This window comes from Azospirillum sp. UENF 312511 (genome assembly GCF_058780635.1).
Map to the genome: position 1 here is coordinate 176494 of NZ_JBSNCG010000004.1, position 23978 is coordinate 200471.

Annotated in this window: 23 protein-coding genes and 1 pseudogene; 15 read left to right on the forward strand and 9 right to left on the reverse strand. The window is 69.3% G+C overall.

Annotation, left to right across the window (positions count from 1 at the left end; all coding sequences use genetic code 11):
• The first annotated feature begins 71 nt into the window (after nucleotides 1-71).
• From ACWPN7_RS26485 to ACWPN7_RS26495, 3 genes and pseudogenes are all read left to right on the forward strand, one after another.
• Nucleotides 72-910 (forward strand): annotated as a pseudogene (locus ACWPN7_RS26485) (LysR substrate-binding domain-containing protein).
• A 62-nt stretch (nucleotides 911-972) separates the two neighbouring features.
• Nucleotides 973-1422: a MarR family winged helix-turn-helix transcriptional regulator gene (locus tag ACWPN7_RS26490; protein ID WP_200776156.1), complete on the forward strand. Its 450-nt coding sequence runs from the start codon at nucleotides 973-975 to the stop codon at nucleotides 1420-1422.
• The gene (locus ACWPN7_RS26495) at nucleotides 1370-2236 is read left to right on the forward strand and encodes an NAD-dependent epimerase/dehydratase family protein (protein WP_492273510.1); all 867 of its coding nucleotides are present in this window, start codon (nucleotides 1370-1372) and stop codon (nucleotides 2234-2236) included. The genes ACWPN7_RS26490 and ACWPN7_RS26495 overlap by 53 nt, the downstream gene beginning before the upstream one ends.
• Before the next feature lie 19 nt (nucleotides 2237-2255).
• Here ACWPN7_RS26495 and ACWPN7_RS26500 read toward each other — a convergent pair whose 3' ends face one another.
• The 6 genes from ACWPN7_RS26500 to ACWPN7_RS26525 form a co-directional block, all read right to left on the reverse strand.
• Nucleotides 2256-3134 carry a TauD/TfdA dioxygenase family protein gene (locus ACWPN7_RS26500; RefSeq protein WP_459196204.1) on the reverse strand — a complete coding sequence of 293 codons (879 nt, stop codon included), beginning with the start codon at nucleotides 3132-3134 and terminating at the stop codon, nucleotides 2256-2258.
• A gap of 10 nt (nucleotides 3135-3144) precedes the next feature.
• Entirely contained in the window at nucleotides 3145-4206 is a 1062-nt protein-coding gene (locus tag ACWPN7_RS26505) for an ABC transporter substrate-binding protein (protein WP_407824385.1), read from the reverse strand.
• A 23-nt stretch (nucleotides 4207-4229) separates the two neighbouring features.
• Nucleotides 4230-5864: a rhodanese-like domain-containing protein gene (locus tag ACWPN7_RS26510; protein WP_459196205.1), complete on the reverse strand. Its 1635-nt coding sequence runs from the start codon at nucleotides 5862-5864 to the stop codon at nucleotides 4230-4232.
• A gap of 20 nt (nucleotides 5865-5884) precedes the next feature.
• Nucleotides 5885-6502: a cysteine dioxygenase family protein gene (locus tag ACWPN7_RS26515; protein WP_040137392.1), complete on the reverse strand. Its 618-nt coding sequence runs from the start codon at nucleotides 6500-6502 to the stop codon at nucleotides 5885-5887.
• Between the two features lie 56 nt (nucleotides 6503-6558).
• Complete coding sequence (locus tag ACWPN7_RS26520) at nucleotides 6559-6780, reverse strand: hypothetical protein (RefSeq protein ID WP_456510832.1); 222 nt, start codon at nucleotides 6778-6780, stop codon at nucleotides 6559-6561.
• Between the two features lie 360 nt (nucleotides 6781-7140).
• On the reverse strand, nucleotides 7141-8079 hold the full coding sequence (locus ACWPN7_RS26525; protein ID WP_459196206.1) for an AraC family transcriptional regulator: 939 nt from the start codon (nucleotides 8077-8079) through the stop codon (nucleotides 7141-7143).
• Here ACWPN7_RS26525 and ACWPN7_RS26530 point away from each other — a divergent pair.
• From ACWPN7_RS26530 to ACWPN7_RS26585, 12 genes are all read left to right on the forward strand, one after another.
• The gene (locus tag ACWPN7_RS26530) at nucleotides 8027-10141 is read left to right on the forward strand and encodes an FUSC family protein (RefSeq protein WP_459196207.1); all 2115 of its coding nucleotides are present in this window, start codon (nucleotides 8027-8029) and stop codon (nucleotides 10139-10141) included. The genes ACWPN7_RS26525 and ACWPN7_RS26530 overlap by 53 nt on opposite strands.
• Nucleotides 10138-10353, forward strand: a complete 216-nt coding sequence (locus ACWPN7_RS26535; protein ID WP_200776150.1) for a DUF1656 domain-containing protein — start codon at nucleotides 10138-10140, stop codon at nucleotides 10351-10353. Before ACWPN7_RS26530 ends, ACWPN7_RS26535 begins: the two co-directional genes overlap by 4 nt.
• A complete protein-coding gene (locus ACWPN7_RS26540; RefSeq protein ID WP_459196208.1) occupies nucleotides 10350-11309 on the forward strand; it encodes an efflux RND transporter periplasmic adaptor subunit in 960 nt (319 codons plus the stop codon). The genes ACWPN7_RS26535 and ACWPN7_RS26540 overlap by 4 nt, the downstream gene beginning before the upstream one ends.
• A 212-nt stretch (nucleotides 11310-11521) precedes the next feature.
• Nucleotides 11522-12838, forward strand: a complete 1317-nt coding sequence (locus ACWPN7_RS26545; RefSeq protein ID WP_459196209.1) for an alanine racemase — start codon at nucleotides 11522-11524, stop codon at nucleotides 12836-12838.
• 21 nt (nucleotides 12839-12859) lie between these two features.
• Nucleotides 12860-13528 carry an amino acid ABC transporter permease gene (locus ACWPN7_RS26550; protein ID WP_456529174.1) on the forward strand — a complete coding sequence of 223 codons (669 nt, stop codon included), beginning with the start codon at nucleotides 12860-12862 and terminating at the stop codon, nucleotides 13526-13528.
• Between the two features lie 14 nt (nucleotides 13529-13542).
• Entirely contained in the window at nucleotides 13543-14193 is a 651-nt protein-coding gene (locus ACWPN7_RS26555; RefSeq protein ID WP_014198859.1) for an amino acid ABC transporter permease, read from the forward strand.
• Nucleotides 14180-14908: an amino acid ABC transporter ATP-binding protein gene (locus ACWPN7_RS26560; protein ID WP_014198858.1), complete on the forward strand. Its 729-nt coding sequence runs from the start codon at nucleotides 14180-14182 to the stop codon at nucleotides 14906-14908. The genes ACWPN7_RS26555 and ACWPN7_RS26560 overlap by 14 nt, the downstream gene beginning before the upstream one ends.
• Before the next feature lie 94 nt (nucleotides 14909-15002).
• On the forward strand, nucleotides 15003-15806 hold the full coding sequence (locus tag ACWPN7_RS26565; protein WP_040137384.1) for a transporter substrate-binding domain-containing protein: 804 nt from the start codon (nucleotides 15003-15005) through the stop codon (nucleotides 15804-15806).
• 35 nt (nucleotides 15807-15841) lie between these two features.
• Nucleotides 15842-16186 (forward strand): RidA family protein, encoded by a 345-nt coding sequence (locus ACWPN7_RS26570; RefSeq protein ID WP_103041026.1) that lies wholly within the window; start codon nucleotides 15842-15844, stop codon nucleotides 16184-16186.
• Nucleotides 16187-16292: 106 nt separating this feature from the next.
• The gene (locus ACWPN7_RS26575) at nucleotides 16293-17327 is read left to right on the forward strand and encodes a M14 family metallopeptidase (RefSeq protein ID WP_451997023.1); all 1035 of its coding nucleotides are present in this window, start codon (nucleotides 16293-16295) and stop codon (nucleotides 17325-17327) included.
• 55 nt (nucleotides 17328-17382) lie between these two features.
• A complete protein-coding gene (locus ACWPN7_RS26580; RefSeq protein ID WP_040137381.1) occupies nucleotides 17383-18492 on the forward strand; it encodes a LacI family DNA-binding transcriptional regulator in 1110 nt (369 codons plus the stop codon).
• Between the two features lie 317 nt (nucleotides 18493-18809).
• Nucleotides 18810-19484 (forward strand): 4'-phosphopantetheinyl transferase family protein, encoded by a 675-nt coding sequence (locus tag ACWPN7_RS26585; protein ID WP_459196210.1) that lies wholly within the window; start codon nucleotides 18810-18812, stop codon nucleotides 19482-19484.
• A gap of 27 nt (nucleotides 19485-19511) precedes the next feature.
• Here ACWPN7_RS26585 and ACWPN7_RS26590 read toward each other — a convergent pair whose 3' ends face one another.
• From ACWPN7_RS26590 to ACWPN7_RS26600, 3 genes are all read right to left on the reverse strand, one after another.
• Nucleotides 19512-19913, reverse strand: a complete 402-nt coding sequence (locus tag ACWPN7_RS26590; RefSeq protein WP_103041030.1) for a nuclear transport factor 2 family protein — start codon at nucleotides 19911-19913, stop codon at nucleotides 19512-19514.
• 144 nt (nucleotides 19914-20057) lie between these two features.
• Nucleotides 20058-22679: a polyketide synthase gene (locus ACWPN7_RS26595; RefSeq protein ID WP_459196211.1), complete on the reverse strand. Its 2622-nt coding sequence runs from the start codon at nucleotides 22677-22679 to the stop codon at nucleotides 20058-20060.
• Between the two features lie 34 nt (nucleotides 22680-22713).
• A complete protein-coding gene (locus tag ACWPN7_RS26600; protein ID WP_175428912.1) occupies nucleotides 22714-23949 on the reverse strand; it encodes a hydroxymethylglutaryl-CoA synthase family protein in 1236 nt (411 codons plus the stop codon).
• Nucleotides 23950-23978 lie beyond the last annotated feature (29 nt).

The window sequence follows — 23978 nt, forward strand, 5'->3', positions numbered from 1 at the left end:
TTCCGAGTTAAGCTTATTGAGATGACCGACAGGTTGCCAGCCACCGCAGTTTCCGCAAGGCCGCCGATGCGATGGGCGTGTCGCGTTCGGCGCTCAGCCACGCGATCATCGGGCTGGAAGGCAAGCTGGGCATCCGCCTGTTGAACCGCACGACGCGCAGCGTGTCGCCGACCCAGGCGGGTGCCCGGTTGCTCGCGCGGCTCGACCCGCTCCTTCAGGATCTCGACCAGGCGCTCGACACGCTGTCCGAGGCGCGCGGGACGCCCAGCGGAGAGCTGCGGATCAACGCGAACAAGAGCGGCGCCCGCATCCTGCTCCGGGACGTCGTTCCGAGATTTCTTGAACTGTACCCCGGGGTCGAACTCGATCTCGTCTCGGAAGGCCGGCTGGTCGACATCGTCGAACAGGGATTCGACGCCGGCGTGCGCCTTCTGGAGGCCGTCCCGCAGGACATGGTCGCGGTGAGATTCGGCGGCGTGGTCCGCTTCATCGCGGTGGCCGCTCCATCCTATCTCCAGGGCCGGGAGCCCCCCGACACGCCCGACGATCTGCACGCCCATTCCTGCATCCGCCAGCGCCTGCCCAGCGGAAAACGCTACCGGTGGGAGTTCTCCAGACGCGGCGCCGAAGTTGCGGTCGACGTCCCGGGACTCTTACCCTGGACGACAACGATCTCCTGGTCGAGGCCGCCGCCGCCGGACACGGCATCGCCTATGTGCCGGAACACTTCGCGCGGTCCCGTCTGCAAGCCGGGAGGCTGGTCGCCCTTCTGGAGGACTGGTGCCCCCCGATTCCCGGTCTCGCGCTCTACTACCCGCGCAATCGGCACGTACCGTCGCCGCTTCGTGCCTTCGTCGACCTGCTGAAGGACACGGACCGGGAACGAGGAACGCGAGGCACCACCACTTGACAATCGTTCGCTACCTTGCAAATATCGCAAGGTAGCGAACGAATTGCGAGGAGGGTGGCGTCATGCCGGAGCGGAGCGACGCCGGGCATCCGGCCGTGGGGGCATGGACGAAGCGGTGCTACTTCGCGGGCCGCGCCCTTATGGACGCGACCCTGCGGCCTTACGATCTGGGATCGACGCAGTGGTATGTTCTCTGGCATCTGGCCAACTTCGGCCCGACCGTCCAACGCGATCTTGGACGCGCGCTTGAACTGGAACGCGCGACGCTGAGCGGGATCGTCACCACGCTCGTCCGCAAGTCCCTGGTCGAGCAGACCTCGAGCGGGGAGGACCAGCGCCAGCGTCTTCTGACGCTGACCGCCGCGGGCGAGGCCCTGTGGCGCGACCTCCCCGATCTTTCCTTCATTCACGACGCAGCGTTCGGCGGCATCGACGAGGCCGATCTGGCGACGACGGTCCGTGTCCTGCAACTGGCCACCGAGCGGCTGCAAAACCTGTTGCGAAAGGAATGAGCCGATGACGGTGTTGATAACCGGAGCCACCGGCCTTGTCGGTGAACGGCTGGTCCCGCGGCTGATCGACGCCGGCTTTGCCTGCCGGGCACTGCTGCGGGCCGGAAAACCCTGCCCTGGGGGAGCAACCGCCGCGACCGGCGACCTCCTCGACCCGTCGACGCTTTCGGAGGCCGTCCAGGGCGTTTCGGCGGTCGTCCATCTGGCGGCGGTCTTCCGCAGCCAGGACACCGACCTCATCTGGAAAAGCAATCGCGACGGCACCCGGAATCTGATCGCTGCGGTGAAGGCGAACGCCCCGGATGCCCGCTTCATCATGGCGAGCACCAGCCATGTCTACAACATGGACAGCCCTCATCCCGGCCGCGAGGACGATGCCGTCGATCCCAAGCATCCCTATCCGGCGAGCAAGGTGGCCGCGGAAAAGGACCTGCGCAAAAGCGGGCTGAACTGGTCCATCATCCGCTTCCCGTTCGTGTACGGCGACGGCGACGGGCATCTCGAATCGCTTCCCAACCATGCCGGCACTTGGCATCCGGCCCAACGGATGAGCACGATCCACCACCGCGACATCGCCACCGCCGTGAAGCTCGCGCTGGACGGCGTGTTCGACCGGCGCGTCGTGAATGTCGCCGACGATGCCCCCCTGTCCATCTTCGAGCTCGCGGGTGTGCTGGACACGGGAATGGCGGCGAACTCCGAGCCTCTCGCGAACCCATGGTATCTGCATGTCGACGGTTCGCTGGCGCGCGCGCTCGGCTTCCGGCCCACCGTGAGAAGCGTCTATCAGGCCCATCAGGAAGGGCTGATGTGACCGACACGCGCCGCGTGGCTCACCCCGAGTGGCCTCCGGAAAGCCCGGCGGGAATGGCGATCTGGGTGCGGTGCATGCGGCGGCGCTGGTCCTCGGGAAAGGGATCGCGGCGGTGCATGGTCCAGCGGTTGTCCCACATCACGAGATCCCCGACCCGCCATTGGTGGTGCCAGGACAGCTCCGGACGCACCGCCGCCTCCCACACCGCATCGAGCAAGGCTTCGCTCTCCGCCGGCGGCAGGCCGGGGATGCAGGCGTGCGGGCGGCGCCCCAGAAGCAGCGCCTTGCGTCCGGTCGCCGGGTGGGCGATGACCAGCGGGTGCACGGTGCCCGGCGAGGTGGCGAGGTCGGTCGGCGGCGCGAAGCCCTGCCGCAGATAGCCGCCGCTGTTGGTGGTGCTGTCGTGCTTGATCGACAGCCCGTCGATCCGCCGCTTCAGATCCTCCGGCAGCGCGTCGTGAGCGGCGAACATGCTGATGAATCCGGTGTCCCCGCCCTCCTCCGGCACCTCCAGCGCGTAGAGGCTGCTGGCGTAGGGCGGGGTCTCCAGATAGGTCATGTCGGCGTGCCAGACCGACTCCCCCGCCCCCAGCGCGCCGATGGGACGGCCCTGCTCCGTGACGTTGGAGATAACGTAGACCTCCTCGAAGCCCGGCGCGTGCAGCCGGCCATGCTCGGTGATCGGCGCCTTGTCGAGCGGCCCGAAATGGCCGGACACCCGGACGAGGTCGGCGTCGGACAGCGTCTGGTCGCGGAACACCAGCACCAGATGGCGGTCCAGCGCCGCGGCCAGCGCGGCGGCGCTGGCGCCGTCCAGCGGCCGCGACAGGTCGATGCCGCGGATTTCGGCCCCCAGCGTGGGGGAGACCGGATGGGCGGTGAAGGCGGGGTGGGTCATGGGAACGCCCTCAGCTTCCGGTGCGGTCGTGGATGTCGGCGAAGAACAGGTCGCGCCAGTCGGCGGGCCGGTTGCGGATCGAGCCGATGCGCGCCATGAAGTCGGTGAAGATGCCGATGCCGCGCGGGGCGAGGTCGTAGGACACCTCCGGATGGGCGATCATCGCCGCCACCTCCTCCTCGCCCAGCTTGGACTTCTCGATGCGGATGTAGGCGCGGGCGGCCTCCCTGGGGTCGGCCTTGATGAGGGCCACCGCGTCCTCCAGCGCCGCCAGCACGGCCTTGGTCAGCCGCGGGTTGGCGTCGTGGAAGGCGGCGGAGGTCCACAGCGCGCTGAAGGACGCCGGCCCGCCCAGCACGTCGTAGCTGCTCAGCACCTTGTGGATCTTCGGGTCGCGGAGCTGCTGGTCCTGGAAGGGCGGGCTGGTGAAGTGGGCGGTGATCTCCGTCCGGCCGGACAGCAGGGCGGCGGTGCCGTCGGGATGGGCCAGCGAGACGGTCAGCGGGTCCAGCCGCGCGTGCTGGCCGGGGCCGAAGACCTGCTCGGCGGCGATCTGGAGCACGATAGCCTGATAGGAGGCACGGACCGACGGCACGACGATTCGGTCCGTCTCGGTGAAGTCCGTCAGGCCCTTCACCTCGGGCCGGTTGGTGTTGAGGTAGGCCGGCTGGGCGTTCAGGGCGGCCAGCCCGCGCAGGTTGGCGTTCCCCTTCGTTTTATCCCAGGCGATGATGAAGGCCGGCACGCCCGCCGCCCCAAAATCAGCGTTGCCGGACAGGGTGGCCTCGGTGATCGTCGTCGGGTTGCCGAGCGGGGTGTAGCTGGCCGTCACCTCCCCCAGCCCGGCGGTGCGGGCGTGCTTCTCCACCAGCCCCTTGTCCTCCATGACGTAGAGCGGCAGGTAGCCGAGGCCGAGGTTGCGGGCGAAGCGGACCTGCGTCGCCTCGGCCTGCGCGGGGGCCGGCGTCAGGCCGGCGAAGCCGGCGGCGAGCAGCAGCGCGGTGCCGAGCAGCGCCCGGCGGCCCACCCCGGAAAAACGCGGGGAAGCGGAGAAGCGCGGGGAAATGGTCATGGGGTGTCCTGTGGCGGAGATCGTCAGATGACGCGGAAATTGTGGGCGCCGTCGCGCTTCAGCTGGTCCACCAGCTCAAGCTCCCAGTCGATGTAGCCCTGCATGGCGGCGGCGCTGTTGTCGGTGCCCTCGTAGGGACGCTTGTAGACGTCGTCCGGCTCCGGCCCCAGGCGCTCCAGCCCGGCGCTGAGCGGCAGCCCGGCCGCCACCCAGCCCTGCGTGCCGCCCTCCAGCAGCAGCGGGAACGCTCCCGGCGGGAAATCGGCGGCGGCGTAGCGGGTCAGCGTGCCGTCCCAGCAGGTCAGCACCGGCCGCACGCCCTTCGGCAGGCGAGCGATGGTGCCGCCCAGACGCGCGCGGGTCGAGAAATACGCCCCCGGGATGTGGCCGGCGCGGTAGCGCGGGCTGCGGGTGATGTCGATCACCGCCACCTCGCCGTTCTCCAGCAGGGCCAGCAGGTCGCGCGGAGGCACCGTCTCCGCCCCGGCGTCCGGGACGGGCGGCAGGCGGCGGCGGTCGGGGCCGCTCTCGTGGCCCAGCGACGCCACGTCGCCCTCCAGCACATGCACCTCCCAGCCGAGCTGCGCCAGCCAGGAGGCGGTCATGTCGGCGCGCGGGCCGCCGCCGCCCGCCGGGTCGTCGGCGAGCACGATGCGGGCGCCGCGCACCGCGACATACTCGTCCGTCGCCTGGACGAGCTGCCCGCCCGCCGCGTGGCGGAAGCCCGGCAGATGACCGGCCTCGTACTCCTCCGGCGTGCGCACGTCGAAGAGATGCAGGGTGCGCCGCTCGTCGCCGCGGAAGGCGTCCAGCGCGGCGGGGCCGATGCGCCCGACGCCGGCCCGGTCGGCCACCGCGCGGGCGGCCTCGCGGCCCTTGGCGTCGCCCTCCGGCGACACCGCCGGAAAGCGCCCGTCGCGCCCGCGGTCCAGCTCCAGCCCGGCCAGGGTCCAGCCGATGGTGCCGTTGCGCAGCGCCGCCACGCGGTTGGGGATGCCGGCGTTCACCAGCGATTGCGTGCCGATGATCGAACGGGTGCGCCCGGCGCAGTTGACGACGACCATCGTCCGCGGGTCGGGCGCGATGTCGTGGACGCGCTTGACCAGTTCGGCCCCGGGCACGCTGGTGCCGCCGGGAATCGCCATGGTCTGGAACTCCTCGTAGCGGCGGGCGTCGAGGATCACCAGATTGGCCCCGGTGTCGACGAGCGTCTTCACCTCGTTGGCGGACAGCGACGGGGTGTGGCGGTGATGCTCCACCCACTCGCCGAACGCCTTGCTGGGCACGTTGACGTCCCGGTAGACCTCGAACCCGGCGGCGGTCCAGCCGGCCAGCCCGCCCTCCAGCAGCGTCACGTCGCGGTAGCCCAGCGCCTGGAGCCGCCGCGCCGCCGGCTCGGCGTAGCCCTCGCCGTTGTCGTAGACGGTGACCGGCACGTCGCGCCGCGGCAGCAGGTCGTAGGCCAGCAATTCCACCCGGCTGAGCGGCACCGACACGGCGAACAGCGGGTGGGCCAGCGAATAGGGCCCCTCCTCCCGCGCGTCGAGAAGGGCGACCTCCCTGCGGTCGATCCAGTCGCGGCGGATGTCCGCGGCGGTGCGGGTGGCCAGTGTTGCGGTGTCGGGCGTTGCGATGTCGGGCGGGGCGGTGTCGGGCATGGTTTGCTTTCCGGGACCTGTTATGCGGCTTGCGGAACGGGTTTCGAGCGGTCCCACAGGTTGGGCAGGGCGCTGTTGGCGTAGCCGGAGATGAAGGGTTTGCGCTGGCCGGTCAGCGGATCGAAGACCGACCGCCGGATGGCGCCGATGTTGCCGCCATAGACGTGGATGCTGATCGAGGGTCGGTCGGTCAGCGCGTTGGAAATGGCGTGGACGTCGCCGATGCGCGGCGACACCGCCTCCACCGATCCGACCGGCAGAAGGTCGGCGGCGGTGGCGACGGGCGGGCCGTCCTGCAATTCGTAGCGTTGGGAATGCTCCGCCCCGCGCAGCACGCCGACGAGGCCCCAGACGGTGTGGTCGTGGATCGGCGTGCGCTGCCCCGGCCCCCAGACGAAGCTGACGACCGAGAAGCGCTCATGGGGATCGCAATGCAGCAGATATTGCCGGTAATGGACCGGATCGGGCTGGGCGTAGGCGTCGGGCAGCCAGTCGTCCACGGCGACCAGCCCGGCCAGGAGGCTGCGCCCCGCGTCGAGGATGGCAGGTTCGTCGTCGCCCAGCCGCTCCACCAGACGGGTGAAGTCGCCGATGAAGCCGCGCAGACGGGACAGGTTGGGAAGGGAGGGATCGGTCATGGAGTCGTCCGTCCGTTTGGGAGATGGGGTGCGGCCGAAGCCGGGCGTCGGGCGGATCAGGCCAGCGCGGCCACCAGCACCGGAAGGACGGCCAGGACGACGCCGGCCCCCAAGGCCAGCCAGTGGCTGAGCGGCGGCTCTTCCATGCGCGTCCGGTGAGGCGTGAGCGTCTGGTCCGGCGCATCGTCCGAAAGTTGCGGCGGCAGGGGCAAGGGCAAGGCGCAAGACGGGCTGAGCGACGCGATCAGCATCCAGTGGAAGTCATCCGAAGCCTTCATGCCGGGTCTCCTGTTTGGCTGGGGCAAGGCGGAGAGCCGTCACCCGGGCCGTGGTCGCATCAGATTTACATTTCTCGGAGGTGTTATTTTCCTTATTTCATATAGGAAAATAGGATTTATGCGCGGCGTCAAGCGCGCGCTTCGTTCCGGGCGCGGTTTTTCGCCGATTCCGAACCCCGGGCGCTGGTCGAGATCAGGGCGGCGGCGACATCCAGCGCAGGACGGGCGTGTTGCAGGGAGGTTCCCCACAGCTCATGCATCGCACAGGGGGGCACGACCCACGCCACGCGCGGGGGCCGGCGAGTCCATGCGCAAACGCATGGATTTCAGCAATCATAGGATTGCTCAATCAACGGATGTTTATTTCAGTGGAGAACTTATTTCCGTCCTGCGTTGCGCGAAGTATTGTGCGGGCGTGCTTCCCAAAGCCTTCTTGAACATCGTGATGAAGGCGTTGACCGAGTCATAGCCCAGTTCGGCGGCTACGTCCTGGACCGCCGCACCGCTGGCCAGTTCCCGAAGGGCGATGACGAGGTGAAGCTGTTGCCGCCAGCGTCCGAACGTCAGGCCCGTCTCGCGGATCATCAAACGAGCCAGCGACCGTTCGCTCATCGCCACGCGCTTGGCCCATTCGGCCAAGGTGCTGCGGTCGGAGGGGGCCACCGTCAGGGCATCCGCCATCGCACGGATCTTTGGATTGCTGGAGATCGGAAGGTTGAAGCGCTCACGCGGCATGTCGGCCAGTTCGTCGAGAGCCACCCTCGCAAGCCGGGCCGCATGGCCGTCCGAGGGATAGTCGGCGGGCTCCCGAGCCAACCGATCGACCATTTCCCGGATCAACGGGGAGACGGACAGAGTGCAGCAGTCCGCGGGCAAGCCCGCTGCCCCCGGCTCGACGAACAGGTAGTTGAGCCGCGCGTTTGCCGTCGCACGGGCGGAATGCGGCACACCGCCGGGAATCCAAACGCCGCAATTGGGCGGTACGATCCAGATCTCATTGTCCGCGGTGCAGGTGACGGCGCCATGCAGCGCGAGGATCAACTGGCCCTTGCGGTGCGTGTGCATCGGCACTTCCGCCTCATGGTCCACGAAGTTGAGCTGGCGCGCGACGGCCGGCCGATCCGTGAGATCGGGGTCGAAGGCGGAGACGGCTGATCGTGAAAGGGGCATCGATTGGCAGCTTTTGGATATTTTCTGACAGAATACCGAATTTATCAAATTCTGCAAATCGGTCACAACTGGCGGCATGACCACCGGGAACGCCGCAATCACCCTCTTGCGCAAGGCCAGTGCCGCCATGCTGCGCGCAGGACTCGACGCCCTCCGCACGCCCGCCATGAGGGCGGATGCGGATGCGATCCTCTTTTCGGCGAAGAGTTTCGCCGCGGCGATGCTGGCCTACTGCATCGCGTTGCGCATCGGCCTTCCCAAGCCGTTCTGGGCCGTTGTCACCGTCTACATCGTCTCGCAGACCTCCGTCGGGGCATCGCTCAGCCGGGGCGTCTATCGCTTCGCGGGGACAATGGCCGGTGCCGTGGCGACGGTGGCGATCATCCCGAATTGCGTGAACGATCCGATCACGTGCAGCGCGGTTCTGGCCGGCTGGATCGGGCTGTGCCTGTTCTTCTCGCTGCTCGATCGCACGCCGCGCGCCTACGCCTTCGTTCTTGCCGGCTACACGGCGAGCCTGATCGGTTTCCCCAGTGTCCTCGATCCCGGCGCGGTCTTCGAAACGGCCTCGGTGCGGGTCCAGGAGATATCCATCGGGATTCTCTGCGCCATCCTGGTGCACCGCTATGTCGTGCCGAAGCGCATGACGGGCCAGTTCACCGGCAAGCTGTCGGCAACGCTGCAGGACGCGCGGCGGCTGGCGGCGGATGTGCTCAGCGGAACGCCGGCAACGAGCCGTCGGGACCGCAACCAGCTTGCGGCGGACCTTCTTGCCCTGCAAGGGCTTGCAACTCACCTGCCGTATGACGCGGCCCCCATGACGCCGCGCCGTGAAAAGCTGCAGCTGGTCCATGACCGGCTTGCACGACTGCTTCCGCTCGCGACGGAGATCGAGGACCGGATGCACGTCCTCGGCGCCGGGGGTGACGGCGTACCCGATGCGCTGAGTGCGCTGCTCGATGACGTCGGAGCATGGATCGCAACCGCCGGGACGGCCGAGCGGGACGACGCCGCAGCCCGCCTGATCGGCCGCGCCCGGGCGATCCGGAACCATTTGGGCGCAGACGCCTCAACGCTTGGCGACCGGCTGGCCGCCAATCTCGCCGGACATCTGGCGGAGATGATCGGCCTGCTCCAGGACTGCGACAGGCTCGTCCGAACCATCGGGACTGTCGACCGCGCGCGCGATGCGGCGCCGCTTCATGGGCCGCGGCGTGCGAAGGGCTACGTCTATCACCGCGATCCCTGGATGGCGGCGCGGGCTGCCCTGGGCGCCATGGTCGGCATCCTCATCGGTTGCGCCTTCTGGATCTGGTCGGCCTGGCCGGAGGGCGGGACGGCGGTGTCCATCCTCGGCGTCTGCTGCACGCTGTTCGGGAATGTCGACACGCCGGTGCCCAACGTCATCAAGTATATGGTCGGATCGATCCATGGGGTGGCGATCAGCCTCGCCTACAGCTACGTCATCCTTCCCCAGGTCACGAGCTTCGCCGTTCTCGTCGCGGTTCTCGCCCCGGCGTTTCTGTTCGCCGGTTCCCTGCAGGCGCGGCTCCCGACGACCTTCCGGGCGCTCGGCATCACCCTCACAATTCCGATCCTCTCGGGTCTGGGCCCCACCTACACCGGCGATTTCGCGGCCTCCCTCAACATGGTGATCGCGCTCTTCGCGGCGGTCGGCTTCGCGGCGGTCAGCATGTCTCTGTTCCAGACCGTGCCGGTCGACACGGCGATCAACCGGCTGCTTCACGTAAGCCGGCGGGACGTCGGACGTCGAGCCCTGGGTGCCGCGCCCAACGAGGCACACTGGACGAGCCTCATGATCGATCGGACGGCGCTGCTGCTTCCAAGATTGCGGGCGTCCGGGAACGCCTATTCGGACGTCCTTGACGATACGCTGCACCATCTTCGCATCGGTCACGCCGCAGGCCAGCTCCGCAAGACGATCCCACGGACCGAGGGCGAGGTCGGCGACAAAGCGAGAGAACTGCTTCTGGCGGTCGCCGCACGCTTCGGCGCCAGGGGTCGGACCGGCCCTGTCGATCACGCCGACCTCGTCCGGCGCATCGAGGCGCTGGCGGCACTGATCGCCGGCAGCTCGATCAAAGACCGCATGCGGATGCTCGACCTGCTCATCGACCTTCGATTCGCGCTCGGTTCCGGTGAAACGGTGAAGGGAAAACACAGCCCATGATCGTTGACCTCAGCGTCGGGGGCGTCCTCATCCCCGGTCTGGTGGTGCTCGCGCTCGCCGCCCTGGGCGTCACCATGGCGGTGGTCCGCGTCCTCGCCGCCACCGGCATCCACCGCCTGTTCGCTCATCGGCCGCTCGTCGAGCCTGCCATCTTCGTCCTCATCTACGGTCTGCTCGTGCAGTGCCTGCCCTCGGTTGGAACATTGCCATGACGTCTGTTCTGTCCCTTCTCGGCCGCTATGCCCTGACTCTTTGCCTCGTGGTTGCCTCCGCATTCGTCGCGTGGGAGGCGTGGAGCCGTTACGAGCGGACGCCCTGGACCCGCGACGGGCGCGTGAGCGTGGATGTCGTGCAGATCGCACCGGAGGTCTCCGGCACGGTCAGCGCCGTATCCGTTGTCGATAATCAGCACGTCCATCGCGGCGATATTCTGTATGCGATCGATCCTGAGCGGCTCCGGCTTGCCGTGGCACAGGCGGAAGCCGACGTCGAAGCCAAACGGCAGGACATGCTCGTTCGGCAGGCGACGGCGCGGCGACACAGCCAGCTGCGCGATGTCCTGTCCCAGGAGGCCGTGCAGCAGTCGGGTGGAGCGGCCACGGCGGCGGGGGCTGCCTATCAGGCGGCGGTCGCGGCTCTCGATCTCGCCAAACTCGACCTCGCGCGCTCCACCATCCGCTCGCCGATCGATGGCTATGTCACCAATCTGAGGCTGCGGCCCGGTGACTATGCCACGGCCGGCGTGACGAAGGTCGCCGTTCTCGACGCGGCCAGCTTCCGGATCACCGGCTATTTCGAGGAAACGAAGATCCGGCACATCCGCGTCGGCAGCCCGGCGAGAATCATGCTGATGGGCTTTGAGCAGCCGATATCGGGCCATGTCGAAAGCATCGGCCGCGGCATCGAGAACAGCAACGACACGCCGGGTCATCTCGGCCTGCCGAATGTGGCGGCGACGTTTTCCTGGGTGCGACTCGCCCAGCGCATCCCGGTCCGCATCCATATCGATCGGGTGCCCTCGGAGGTCGAACTGGCAGCGGGCATGACGGCGACCATCGAGATCAGCCCTGCCGAGATCAGCCCTGCCGAGATCAGCCCTGCGGACTCCGGAACGGCCACGGGTGCTCATCGGCCCGATCACGGAGTTCGCCCCGATACCGTGTCTTAAGGGGCTGCCCTGACACCTCGGCCTTTTCGGCGGAAGGTTTGACCGGCCGCGCCAGCAAGGAACGGTGGCGTCAGCCCAGCCGCGGCTCGCGGAAGAATAAAATTTCATCGAACGCTAATGACAACGTTGTCATCGATACGAAACGGCGATATGATAACGTTGTCATTAGCGTTCATCGCCTTTGCCCTCATCTGGCTGGTCAGGATTGCCCCATGAGCCTGTTTCTCGATGCCCTGCTCGACAGCCCTTTAGACGACAGCATCCGGGGGGTGCCGCCCGGAGCGGCGCCGCTGCGGCTGCGTGATGTCGGCGCCCGGGGCTGGCGGCCGGCCGCGGGCGACATGGCGCTTCCGGTGCTGACGCTCGACGAGGACGCCTTCGCCGCCAACCGGGACCTGATCTTCGCCTATGCGCGCCGTCACGGCGTGGCGCTGGCCCCGCACGCCAAGACGCCGATGGCCCCGCAGATCGCCTCCGCCCTGGTGGAGGCCGGCGCCTGGGGCGCCACCGTCGCCAACCTGCAGCAGGCGGCCGTTCTGCTGCGCGCCGGCGTGACCCGGCTGATCCTCGCCAACGAGATCGGCGGCCGGGCCAGCGGCGAGCGGCTGGGCGCGCTGCTCGCCCCCCACCCCGACGCCGACCTGCGCGCCTTCGCCGATTCCCCTGCCGCGGTCGAGACGCTCGCCGCCGCGGCGCGCGCCGCCGGGCGGCGGCTGCCCGTCCTGGTCGAGGTCGGCGCCGGCCGCGCCGGCGCCCGCGACCGGGCGGCGGTGGACGCGATCCTCGCCGCGGTCGTCCGCCACCCCGGCCTGCTGGTCCTCGACGGCGTCGCCACCTACGAAGGGGCGGTCGCCACCGCCGATCCGGCCGAGACCGCCGCCAACATCGCCGCTCTGATGGACCGAACGGCGGAGACCTTCGCGCTGGTGCGCGCGCTGGCGCCGGAGCGGCCGCTGCTGCTCACCGCGGGTGGTTCCGCCTTCTTCGACATGGTGGTGACCGGTCTGGCGCCGGTCGCCGCGACGGACGGCAACGCCACGCTGGTGCTGCGCAGCGGCGCCATCTTCTTCCACGACCACGGCGTCTACGAACGCGCGCTCGGCGCGCTCGACGCCCGGCAGGGGTTCGCCTGCGGCGGCGCCACCGCGGCCGATTTCCGCCCGGCCCTGCGCCTGTGGGCGGAGGTGCTGACCCGGCCCGAGCCGGAACTGGCCATTTGCGGCTTCGGCATGCGCGACGCCTCCTTCGACCAGGACCTGCCCCGGCCCCTGCGGGTCCACCGCGACGGCGCCGCGCTCTCCGCGGAGGGCCTGCGGGTGACCCGGCTGAACGACCAGCACGCCTTCATCGCCGTGCCGGCCCGCCATGATCTCGCCGGCCACGATCTCGCCGGCCATGATCTCGCGGTTGGCGACATCGTCGAGTTCGGGATCTCGCACCCCTGCACCTGCATCGACCGCTGGCGGGTGCTGTTCGGCCTCGGTGCCGACGGACGGGTCCGCAGCGCCTACCGCACCTTCTTCGGCTGATCCAAGGCGGTCCGACACGCCATGCAGACATTGAATTTCCAGCAGCTCCTGCGCTACCAGGACCAGCTGATCGACGGCACGCTGCACACGCTGCTGCTGACCCTGGTCGCCGCGGTGATCGGCACCGCCATCGGCGTCGCCGGGGCGGCGGCGGTGCGCAGCGGGCCGCGCCCGGTGCGCTGGGCGATCCGCGGCTACGTCGAGCTGATCCGCAACACGCCGTCGCTGATCCAGCTGTTCGTGGTCTTCTTCGTGCTGCCGGGCTTCGGCTTGCGGATGGGAGCCTTCGAGGCGGCGGCGATCGCGCTCGGCCTCTATTTCGGCGCCTACTGCACCGAGATCGTCCGCGCCGGGCTCGACGCCATTCCCGGCAGCCAGGTCGAGGCCGGCCAGTGCCTGGGGCTGACCCGCTGGCAGGTGTTCCGCCACATCGTGCTGCCGCCCGCCCTGCGCAGCGTCTACCCCGCCTTCACCAGCCAGTTCGTCCTGCTGCTGCTCGGCACCTCGCTAGCCTCGCAGATCTCGGCGGAGGAGCTGTTCCACACCGGCGGCTTCATCGAGACGCGCACCTACCGCAGCTTCGAGGTCTATGCCGTGATCTGCGGCATCTACTTCGCCCTGGTGATGACCTTCAAACTGCTGTTCGCCGCGGTGGGGCACCTCGCCTTCCGCTGGCCGGTGCGGCGCTGACGGAGACACCGGCCATGCGTTCCTTTTCCCTCGCCGACTTCCTGTCGCTGCTCAGCGCGCTGCAATGGACGGGCGTCCTCGTCCTCATCGCGCTCGCCTTCGGCGCCCCGCTGGCGCTGGGGCTCGCCCTGATGCGGACCAGCGCCCGCCGCGCGCTGCGCTGGACTGCCACCGCCTTCCTCCAGCTCGTCCAGGGCGTCCCGCTGCTCGGCCTGCTGATGTTCTTCTACTTCGGCATGCCGGTCTTTCTCGGGGTGGAGATGCCGCCGCTGGTCGCCGTCGGCATCGCCATGACCGTCTACACCGCCTCCTTCCTCGGCGAGATCTGGCGCGGCGGCATCGAGGCGGTGAAGCACGAGCAGTGGGAGGCCGCCGCCTGCCTCGGCCTGTCGACCTGGCACCAGTTCCGCTACGTCATCGCGCCGCAGGCCTTCCGCATGGCGCTGCCGCCGACCGTCGGCTTCCTCGTCCAGCTGATCAAGGGCACGTCGCTGGCCTCCATCGTCGGCTTCGTCGAACTCGCCCGCGCCGGCCAGCTGGTCAGCGCCGCCACCTTCCAGCCCCTGCTGGTCTACTCGATCGTCGCGGCGATCTACTTCGCCGCCTGCCTGCCGCTCACCCTGTGGGCGCGTTCCCTGGAGGCCCGTCTCAATGGCGCTCGTTGACATCAAGAACGTTACCAAGAGCTACGGTTCCATCGAGGTGCTCAAGGGGGTTTCGCTCAGCATCGACGAGGGCGAGATCGTCACCATCATCGGCAAGTCGGGCTCCGGCAAATCGACCCTGCTGCGCTGCATCAACGCGCTGGAGCGCATCGACGGCGGCGCGATCACGGTGGAGGGCCAGTCGGTGCGCACCGACATGCCGAACCTGCGCGGCTTCCGCCAGCGCGTCGGCATCGTCTTCCAGGCCTTCAACCTGTTCCCGCACCTGACGGTGGAACGCAACATCACGCTGGCCCCGATCCTCAACAAGCGGATCGCCAAGGCGGAAGGCCGGGCGCTGGCGCTCGACGTGCTGGCCCGCGTCGGGCTGGCCGACAAGATCGACGCCTATCCGGCCCAGCTCTCGGGCGGGCAGCAGCAGCGCGTCGCCATCGCCCGCTGCCTCGCCATGGGGCCGCATCTGATGCTGTTCGACGAGGTGACCTCGGCCCTCGACCCGGAGCTGGTCGGCGAGGTTCTGAAGGTAATGGAGGACATGGCGCGGCAGGGCATGACGATGGTCCTGGTCACCCACGAGATGGGCTTCGCCCGCAACGTCGCCTCCAAGATCGTCTTCATGCACCAGGGCCGCGTCTGGGAGGAGGGGCCGCCGGCGGAACTCTTCGCCAATCCCCGCACCCCCGAGCTGCGGAGCTTCATCGCCTCCGCGCGCTGAGCCACCACCGGTCCCCCTTCACCGACCCCCTTCACCGACCCCCTTCACCGACCCCTTGAGGGCCGGACAACGACCAGAACAGAGGAGCAATGTCGTGAGACTCTTCCGGACCCTTGCCGCCGCCGTGGCGGTCTGCGCCACCGTCGCCCTGTCCGCCACCGCCCTGCCGTCCGCCGCGAAGGCGGATGCCCTGCAGAACGTGCTGTCGGCCGGCAAGCTGCGCGTCGGCGTGCTGATGGACGCCGCCCCCTGGGGCTTCAAGGACGCCAAGGGCGAGGCCGCCGGCCTCGACATCGACCTTGCCAAGCTGATGGCCGCCGACATGGGCGTGAAGCTGGATCTGGTCCAGGTGACCGGCGCCAACCGCATCCCCAGCCTGCTCGCCAACAAGGTGGACGTGCTGATCGCCGCCGCCGGCGCGACGCCGGAGCGCGCCCAGCAGGTGACCTTCTCCCAGCCCTACGCCGCGGTCAATCTCGGCGTCTACGGGCTGAAGGGGATGGCCACCGCCACCGATCCGGCCGAGCTGAAGGGCCACAGCATCGGCGTCGCCAAGGGCTCGACGCTCGACATCTGGCTGACCGACAACGCCCCCGGCGCCAAGCTGGTCCGTTTCGAGGACACCCCCGGCGCCATCGCCGCCTATCTGGCCGGCCAGGTCGAGGCCTTCGCCGAGAACAGCGCCATCGCGCTGAAGGTCACTGAGGACAATCCCGGCAAGGATGTCGAGCTTAAGTTCCTGATCCGCCAGTCGCCGGCCCATGTGGCCGTCCGCCACGGCGAACAGGACATGGTCAACTGGATCAACACCTTCCTGTTCTACAACCGCCTGAACGGCAAGCTGAGCGCCCTTCAGATGAAGTGGTTCAAGGAAAAGCAGACGCTTCCGCAGATGTAATCCGCCGTTCGGCACCGCAAGAGAGGTTTCATTCGATGATCACGAGGTTCCAGGTCGGTTCGCGCATGAGCCAGGCCGTCGTCTGCCAGGGCATGGTCCACATCGCGGGCCAGGTCGCCAACAACCGCAAGGGTTCGATCGGGGAACAGACCCGGGACGTGCTGGCGAAGCTCGACGCCCTGCTGGAGGAGGCCGGCACCGACAAGTCCAAGCTGGTCGCCGTCAACGTCTTCCTGCCGCACATCACCGACTTCGATGCCATGAACGAGGTCTACGACGCCTGGATCGACCCGGCCAACCCGCCGGCCCGCGCCTGCACCGAAGCGCGGCTGGCCGACCCGGACCTGCGGGTCGAGATGACGGCGCTGGCCTCGCTGTAAGCGGGCTTTTTCGGCGAACCGGAGGAGGCGCCGGGCAACCGCTGCCCAGGCAAACGCTGTCAGGGCAAACGCTGTCAGGGCGCCCCTCCGCCAGAAGGTTTTTGGAATGCACACTGGCCTCTACCACGCGCTCGATTTTGCCGCCGACGGCAAGTCGCTGGATTTCCTCAGCATCCCGTTCTCGGTGGACCGCTCCCCCTATTATCAGGTGAAGGTCCCGGTCTGCCGCGTGCGCAACGGGGCTGGTCCGCGCGTGCTGCTGATGGCGGGCAACCATGGCGACGAATACGAAGGCGAATTGCTGCTGGGCCGCCTGTTCCGCCGTCTCGATCCCGCGCGCATCCGCGGCGAGGTGACGATCCTGCCGGCCACCAACGCGCCGGCCGTGATGGCGGCGCGGCGGCGCTCGCCGCTGGACGAGGGCAACCTCAACCGCGCCTTCCCCGGCGACCCGGCCGGATCTCCGACCTTCCGGCTGGCCCATTTCCTCGAACACGAGCTGTTTCCACGCCACGACGTGGTGTTCGACCTGCATTCCGGCGGCACCTCGATGGCCCACCTGCCGTGCGCCCTGATCGAGCGGCAGGGCACGCCCGACCGGTTGGGCCGCGCCCTGGAGCTGATGCAGGCGCTGGGCATGCCCTACGGGTTCGTCGCGGAGAACGGCGCGACGGCGCCCACCTCGATGGCGGCGGCGGCGCGGGCCGGGGTCATCGGCATCAGCGGCGAGTTCGGCGGCGGCGGCACGGTGACGCCGGAGACCATGGCCTACACCGCCCGCGCGATCGACAACCTGCTGATCGCCGTCGGCTTGACCGATGCGCCGGTCCTGGCAGCGTCCGGGCCTGCCGCGGCGCCCATGCAACTGCTTCAGCTTGACAGCCACCGGCAGGCCATCTACGCGCTGCGGCGCGGCTGGTTCGAGCCGGCGGTCGACGTCGGGGCGCGGGTCGCCGCCGGCGACCTCGCCGGCTGGTTCCACGACCTGACGCGCCTCGACCAGCCGGAGGAGGAACTGCGCTTCCAGGAAACGGGCATCGTCATCTCGCGGCGCCTGCACAGCGACAGCGAGGCCGGCGACTGCCTGATCCAGGTGGCGCGTCCGGTCGAGGAGGCGGGCATCCTGGCGCGCGCGGCCTGAGCGCGGACTGAGCGCGGACTGACAACCGCGGACCAACAGACGGGAGACGGGCGGCATGAGTGACACCGGTGCGGCAAAGCGGCCGCCGACCATCGACGACGTCCTCCGCCTCCGGGCCGCGGAACCGTTGCCATCCAGCGACGGGGGGCCGGTCGAGGAGGGGGGCCGCGACGGGGCGGCGCCGCCGCGCATCGTCGAGATCGCCCGGCTTGCCGGTGTCTCGCCGATCACCGTCTCGCGCGCCCTGCGCCATCCGGAAAAGGTGGCCGAGGCCAAGCGCCGCAAAATCCTGGAGATCGTGGAGCGCACCGGCTACGCCACCAACCCCCACGCCCGCGCGCTGAGGTCCGGCCAGTCGAACATCGTCGCCGCCTTCGTCTCGAACCTGCAGAGCCAGCAGTTCTGCCTCGCCGTGCAGGGCTGCGGCGAGGTGCTGGAGCCTCAGGGCTACCAGCTGATGATCGGGCAGACCTCCTACTCCTACGCCAAGGAGACGACGATGATCCAGTCGCTGCGCGAGATGCGTCCGGCGGCGGTCATGTTCACCGGCGTCATCGAGATCGAGGAGAACCGGCGGGCTCTGCGGGCGCTGGGAATCCCGATCATGGAAACCTGGGCCTATCCCCGCGACCCGATCGACATGCTGGTCGGTTTCTCGAACATCGACGGGGGCCGGCTGGCGGCCGAGCATTTCGCCGAGCGCGGCTACCGTCGCGTCGGATTCATCGGTCGCCGCAGCGGCCGCGGCGCCCTCCGACTCACCGGCTTCCGCGAGGGTGCCCGCGCCGCCGGGCTCGACATCGTCGCCGAACTGTCCGTCGACGGGGTCAGCAGCATGGTCGACGGCCGCCGCGCGCTCGGCGATCTTCTCTCGCGAAACGCGGAGGTCGAGGCGGTGTTCTGCGCCAACGACCTTCTGGCGACCGGCGCGCTGCTGGAAGCGCGCCGGCTGGGCATGCGCCTGCCCGACGACATCGCCATTCTCGGCTTCGGCCACAACGACGTCGCCGAAGAGCTGCCGCCCGGCCTGACCACCATCGGAATCGACAGCCGCGACCTCGGCCGCCAGGCCGGGGCGATGATCCTGCAGCGGATGCGCGGCGAAATGCCTTCGGAACCGACCTGCGCCGTCGAACTGACGCTGACCGGTCGCGGCAGCAGCTGATGGGCCGGCACGGGTCTCGCGGTCGCGATCCCGGTAGTCGTGCGCTGGACCAGCCGCTCAGCCGCGAAACCGATCATGTGGCATAATGGGTGACCGGAACGGCGATGGGACCCGACCGCCGACGCCGCCCCCGTCCCTGCAACAGGCCAGCCCATGATGGCAACCCACTCATGACAGCCGTTCAGACCGACGCAGACCCGGACCGCGACCGCCGTCGGAGCGCCTTATGGCCGCCCCCCGCGTTCGTCGCGCGAAGGCGCCTTCTGGACCATCCGGTCGAGGTCCGGGCGCATGAGATATCCTCGGGGCTGACGGGGGTGGGGTTGTGGTGCTGCCGGACCTCCGATCTCGATCCGGCGGTCCTGGCGGAGCCGGAACGGCTGGGCCTGTTCGGGGACGACGACCTGCGGCGCTGCCGCCGCTATCATTTCGACCGGGACCGCCATCTGTTCATCGCGGCCCACCTGCTGCTGCGCTGCGTCCTCTCGCGGTACGAGCCGATCGAACCGGCGGACTGGCGGTTCGCCGCCAACCCCTACGGCCGGCCCGAGATCGCCGACCCGGCCATGGCCCGACGGCTGCGCTTCAACCTTTCGCACGCCGCGGGGCTGGCGCTCGTGGGCGTGGCGAGGGAGGGTGAGGTGGGTGTGGATGTCGAATGCGCGGACCGCCACGCCGACGCGGCGGGCATCGCCCGGCATGCCTTCTCCGACAGCGAGCGCCGCTTCCTGCAGGGCCTTCCGGCGGAGGAGAGCCGGCTGGCCTTTCTGCGATCCTGGACGCTCAAGGAGGCTTACGCCAAGGCGCGGGGCATCGGGCTGTCCCTGCCCTTCCGCGACATGGAATTCCAGTACGGTCCGGACGCGCGCATCGCGATGCGCCTGGGCGAGGGCATCGCCGACCGCGCGGACCGCTGGCGCTTCGAACAATTCAGCCTGTTCGACCGCCACATCGGCGCGGTCGCCCTGGGAACCCCGGTGCCGGCCGGATGATCCGGCGGCACCGGACCCCGCCGCCCGTTACAGCGGATCGTAGCAATCGTAGCTGCGCTGGCGCCAGATCAGGCCGTCCTTGAACTCAAGGAACTGGGCGAAATGCGCACACAGCGTGGTGCCCGGCGGATGCGAGCCGAGCGGAACCGCCAGCGTTCCCGTCCAGTGCGCCTCCAGCGCCACGTTGTTTCCCATGGCGACGATGTTCACGATCTCGAGGGTCTGGGCGGACAGCGCGTTGCGTCCCTTCGCGTTCGCCTCCTTGATGGCGCTGTGGTTCCGCCGCGCCCCTTGAGGAAAGAAAGCGTTGGGGAACTCTTCCTGGACGATGTCCGGTGCATAGAAGCGGTCAAGATCCTCGTCGCTGGCCCCGGACGAGATCTTATTCACATACGCCCGTGTTATCTCGATGAGTTCAGAAGGTTCCATGTCGTCTCCTTTCTTGAAAAATCATGCACAATCTTGGTGCGGAACCTTCAAATGGCGACATCACTCCAGTGCGAAAAAAGGATTCAAATGATGAACAAAGGTCTTACCCTTTACGACCACATGCGGACAAATCGGAAACACTGTTCATGACAGGCGCGTGACAAGGCGGCTTACGCGCTCCCTTACCTCCGGGAACGCATAAGTCTTGCGCTGGACGGACAGCTCGGCGTCGACCGCGGCGGGAAGGCGGTTCAGCAGGTCCCCCGCCAGAGAGGACTTCATCAGGCGCAGCGATCCTGCGGGCAAGGCGGCCAGCCCCCTTGCGGTGGACAGCGCGTGGTCCAGCACCCGCGCGCGAGGAACGACCGGGAAGGGGACGCCGCGCTCCCGCAACGCCGCCCCGGAATAGGCGCCCCCGGTGAGCATCATCTCCGCGGCCAGCCCGCGGCCCAGCTTCTCCGGCAGCAGCATCGTGGCGCCGAAACCCGGCGTCAGGCCGAACGTCATGAAATTCGCGGCGTAGGTCGCCTCCTCCGCCAGAACGACGATGTCGGCGTACAGCCCGAAGACGAAGCCCGCACCGGACGCGTTCCCCTGCATGGCGGCGACCACCGGCAGAGGGCAGCGCAGCAAGCATTCGTAGAGGAACGGGAAGTCCGTGTAGGACATCCGCCCCTCGACGATGTCGCTGAGCGCCTGCGGGCTGCCCCCCATGGCGAAGGCCGGCCCCTCGCCGGTGATCACGGCGACGCGGACGGACGGGTCCGCCGCGATGGCCTGGAAGGCCGCGAGAATCCCGAGGGACAGATCCTCGGTGAACATGTTGCGGTTGCGCGCGTCCTTGAGCACGACCAGCGCCACGCCCTCGCCGCCCGATTCCAGCGCCACCGTCTCGCCCCGCCAGCGCCGCGCCCGCTCCGCCCAATCGGCGGGCGGCGGGGCCGCGTGCAATGGAGCTGCGGGCGATGGGGCGGCGGGCGATGAGGCGGGGGACGGCTCCACCTTGCGGTACCAATGGCTGCGGCCCGCGAAGGGGGGAATCGGCAGCGACAGCCGGCGCGCCGCTCCATCCTCCTCCGGCACCGGCCATGCCACCGCCGCACCCGCCACCCAGGCACGTGCCAACTCTTCGGGGCCGGAGCCCGACGGCCCGGAGGACCCGGCCGCCGCGTGTCCCCGCAGGATTCGCGGATCGGCGGAACGGGCCGGCACCGCGTCCAGCAGAACCGCCAACTCCCCGAGGGAGGAGGCCAGAAGCGCCAGTCGGAAGGGGCGATCGGTCCGGCCCGTCCGCAGGGTGTGGGCGATGTCCCGCAGGAGCCGGTCACCGCCCGCATCCCCCTGACGGAGCAGCCAGCCCCGCAGGGCGGCGGCCACGGCGTCCAGCCCCGCTTCGCTGCCCGCCGACAGGAGCACGGGACGGGTGCGCGGAAGCACGCGTCCGCCCGGCACGCCATCGCCAGCCACCGGTCCGGTCCATTCTTCGAGAATGGCGTGGGCCATCGTGCCGGCGGCGCTCACCGCCGTCACCCCGGCCCGCCGCGGTCCGCCCGCCGGGCGCGGCCAGGGCCGGCTGTCCCGGTGGACCACGAAGGGACCGCCGTCCCGGGCCAGACCGGGATTCGGCCGGTCCAGGCCGGGCACGCCGTAGCGCCGCCCCTCCCGCAAGGCGAGCACCGCCTTGATGATCGCGGCGATCCCGGCGGCGGGGCCCGCGTCCCCGATGGCGGCCTTGACCGATCCGAGGGTGCAGTCCGGCTCCGTCGGCGCGACGCCGGCGGTTTGCGGAGTGAAGGCGCGGTGCAAGGCGGCGACTTCCGCCGCGTCCCCGGCCAGGGTGGCGCTGCCGCTGGTTTCCAGCAGGCCGAGCGACCGCGGGGCGGTTCCCGCCGCGGTGTGGGCATGCAGCAGAAGATCGGCAAGGGCCTCGATGGCGGACGCGTCCCATTGGGCGCCGCCGCCCCGGTGGCCGACGCCGACGCCCCGGATGAGCGCGTGGACCGGATTGCGGTCGGCCAGCGCGGCGCCCAGCGGCTTGAGGAACAGCACGCCGCACCCCTCCCCGGCGACGCGCCCGTCGGCGGCGGCGTCGAGGACCCGGCACTGCCCGGACGGCGATGCGTCGCCCGGCTCCAGCATCCGGACGGCGGTCTCCGGCCGCAGCAGGATGTTGACGCCGCCGCACAGCGCGGCGTCGCACTGCCCGGAGCGGATGGCGGCCACCGCCCGGTGCAGGGCCACGAGGGACGAGGCTTCTCCGGAACTGACCGTCTCGCTGGGGCCGTGAACGCCCAGAAGATAGGACACCCGGTTGGCGATCATCGCCAGGGCGTTGCCCGTGGCGCCCTGGGCGCGCAGTTCGCCCGCCGCCGCCAGCAACCGGGCATAGTCGCCGTACTGGGCGCCGACGAACACCCCCAGCCTTCCGCCGGCCAGCCCGCCGGGCCGTTGGCCGGCGTCCTCGACGGCGCTCCACGCCTGCTCCAGGAACAGGCGCTGCTGCGGGTCCATCTGCTCGGCGTCGATCGGTGCGATGCCGAAGAACGCCGCGTCGAACCGCCCCACCCCAGGGATGCAGCACACCGGAGGCGCCGTGGCGCTTCCGCCTTCGGATGGCCGGTCCGCCGGCCGCTCCGGCGCGACGCGGCGTCCCTGCTCCAGAAGATCCCGCAGAGCCGCGATGCCGTCGGCGCCCGGAAAGACCCCGCTCATCCCGACGACGGCCACCGGCTCCACCGCCCCACGCCCCAAACCCGCCTGCGACATCCTGCGTCCTCCGTGACCGTGTTCCGGCAAGCGCTCAGCTCCACTCGTATTCCCGGTGATAGGTGCTGACGCGCTTCAGGCGCAGCAGCCCGCGGCCGGCGAAGAAGGCGTCGTAGAGGTCCGCATAGGGACCCGTGTCCACCTCCTTGTCCTTGATGCCGAACCGCCATTCGTCGTTCAGGTCGAGGATGCGGTCGTAGGTGGCGACGTCGATCGGCAGGCGCCGCGCCAGACCCTCGTCGATCGCCATGGCGTCCAGATGCGCGGCGGCGCCCTCCGGAACGAGACCGCTGAGGAACTCCGAGGAGCAGCCGGACCCATAGGAGAAGAGGCCGATCCGCCCGGCGCGGCGCCCTGCGGTGATCTCACCGCACAGGGCCATGAAGACGGTCCCCGCGTAGATGTTGCCGACCTCCACGCAATGGTGCAGCGACGGCGCCACCCGCCGGATGAAGTCGGCCTCGACCTCCGCCGGCGCCGCCTTGCCGAAGCGGCGCATCATGCGCCGGTGGGCGCCCTTCACCATGCCCGCGAAGGGCGTGTGGAAGGCGAGCGCGTCGAAGGTCGTCTGGAAATCGGCGCCCTCCACGCGCTCCGCGTAGGCGCGGAAGCAATTCTCCAGGCAGTCGAGATAGGACAGCAGCGACATGTCGGGATCGCCGGTTTCCAGTTCCGGCAACGGGCGGTGGACGTCCATGATCTCGTAGGAGCAGCAGCCGTGGGCACCCGGATCGAGGTCGAGCAACCGCGGACGGTCGCCGATCAGCATGGCGATGGCGCCCGCCGCCTGGGTCGGCTCGGCGTAGGTGTTGCGGGCGGTCGCGCGGGCGGTGTCGGTGGCGATCACCAGCACCTTTTCCCCCGGCGTGAAGCCGCTGCCGACCACCCCGGCGGCGAGCTGGAGCGCGCCCATCCCGGCGTAGCACGCCTGCTTCAGCTCCAGCGACCGGCAATTGCGGTCCAGTCCGAGCAGCGCGTGGATGTAGGTGCTCAGCGACTTGGCGAAATCGACCGGCGATTCGGTGCAGGTGATCACCGTCCCGATGCGGCTGCGTTCGGCGGGAGTCAGGCGGTCGATGATCGGCTTCGCCGCGTTGACGGCGTAGGACACCGCGTCCTCGCAGGGAAGGGCCACCGACTTCTTGCGCATCATCAGGTTGTCGAACCTCTCCAGGTCGAGGCCGCGGGCCGTGAAGAGGTCGCGCACGTCCACATAGGTCGGCCCGGCGTACAAATTCATGCTTTCGATGCCGACTGAGGTCATCGCCATTCCTTTCTTCCTTTTGTTCTTGCCTGCGC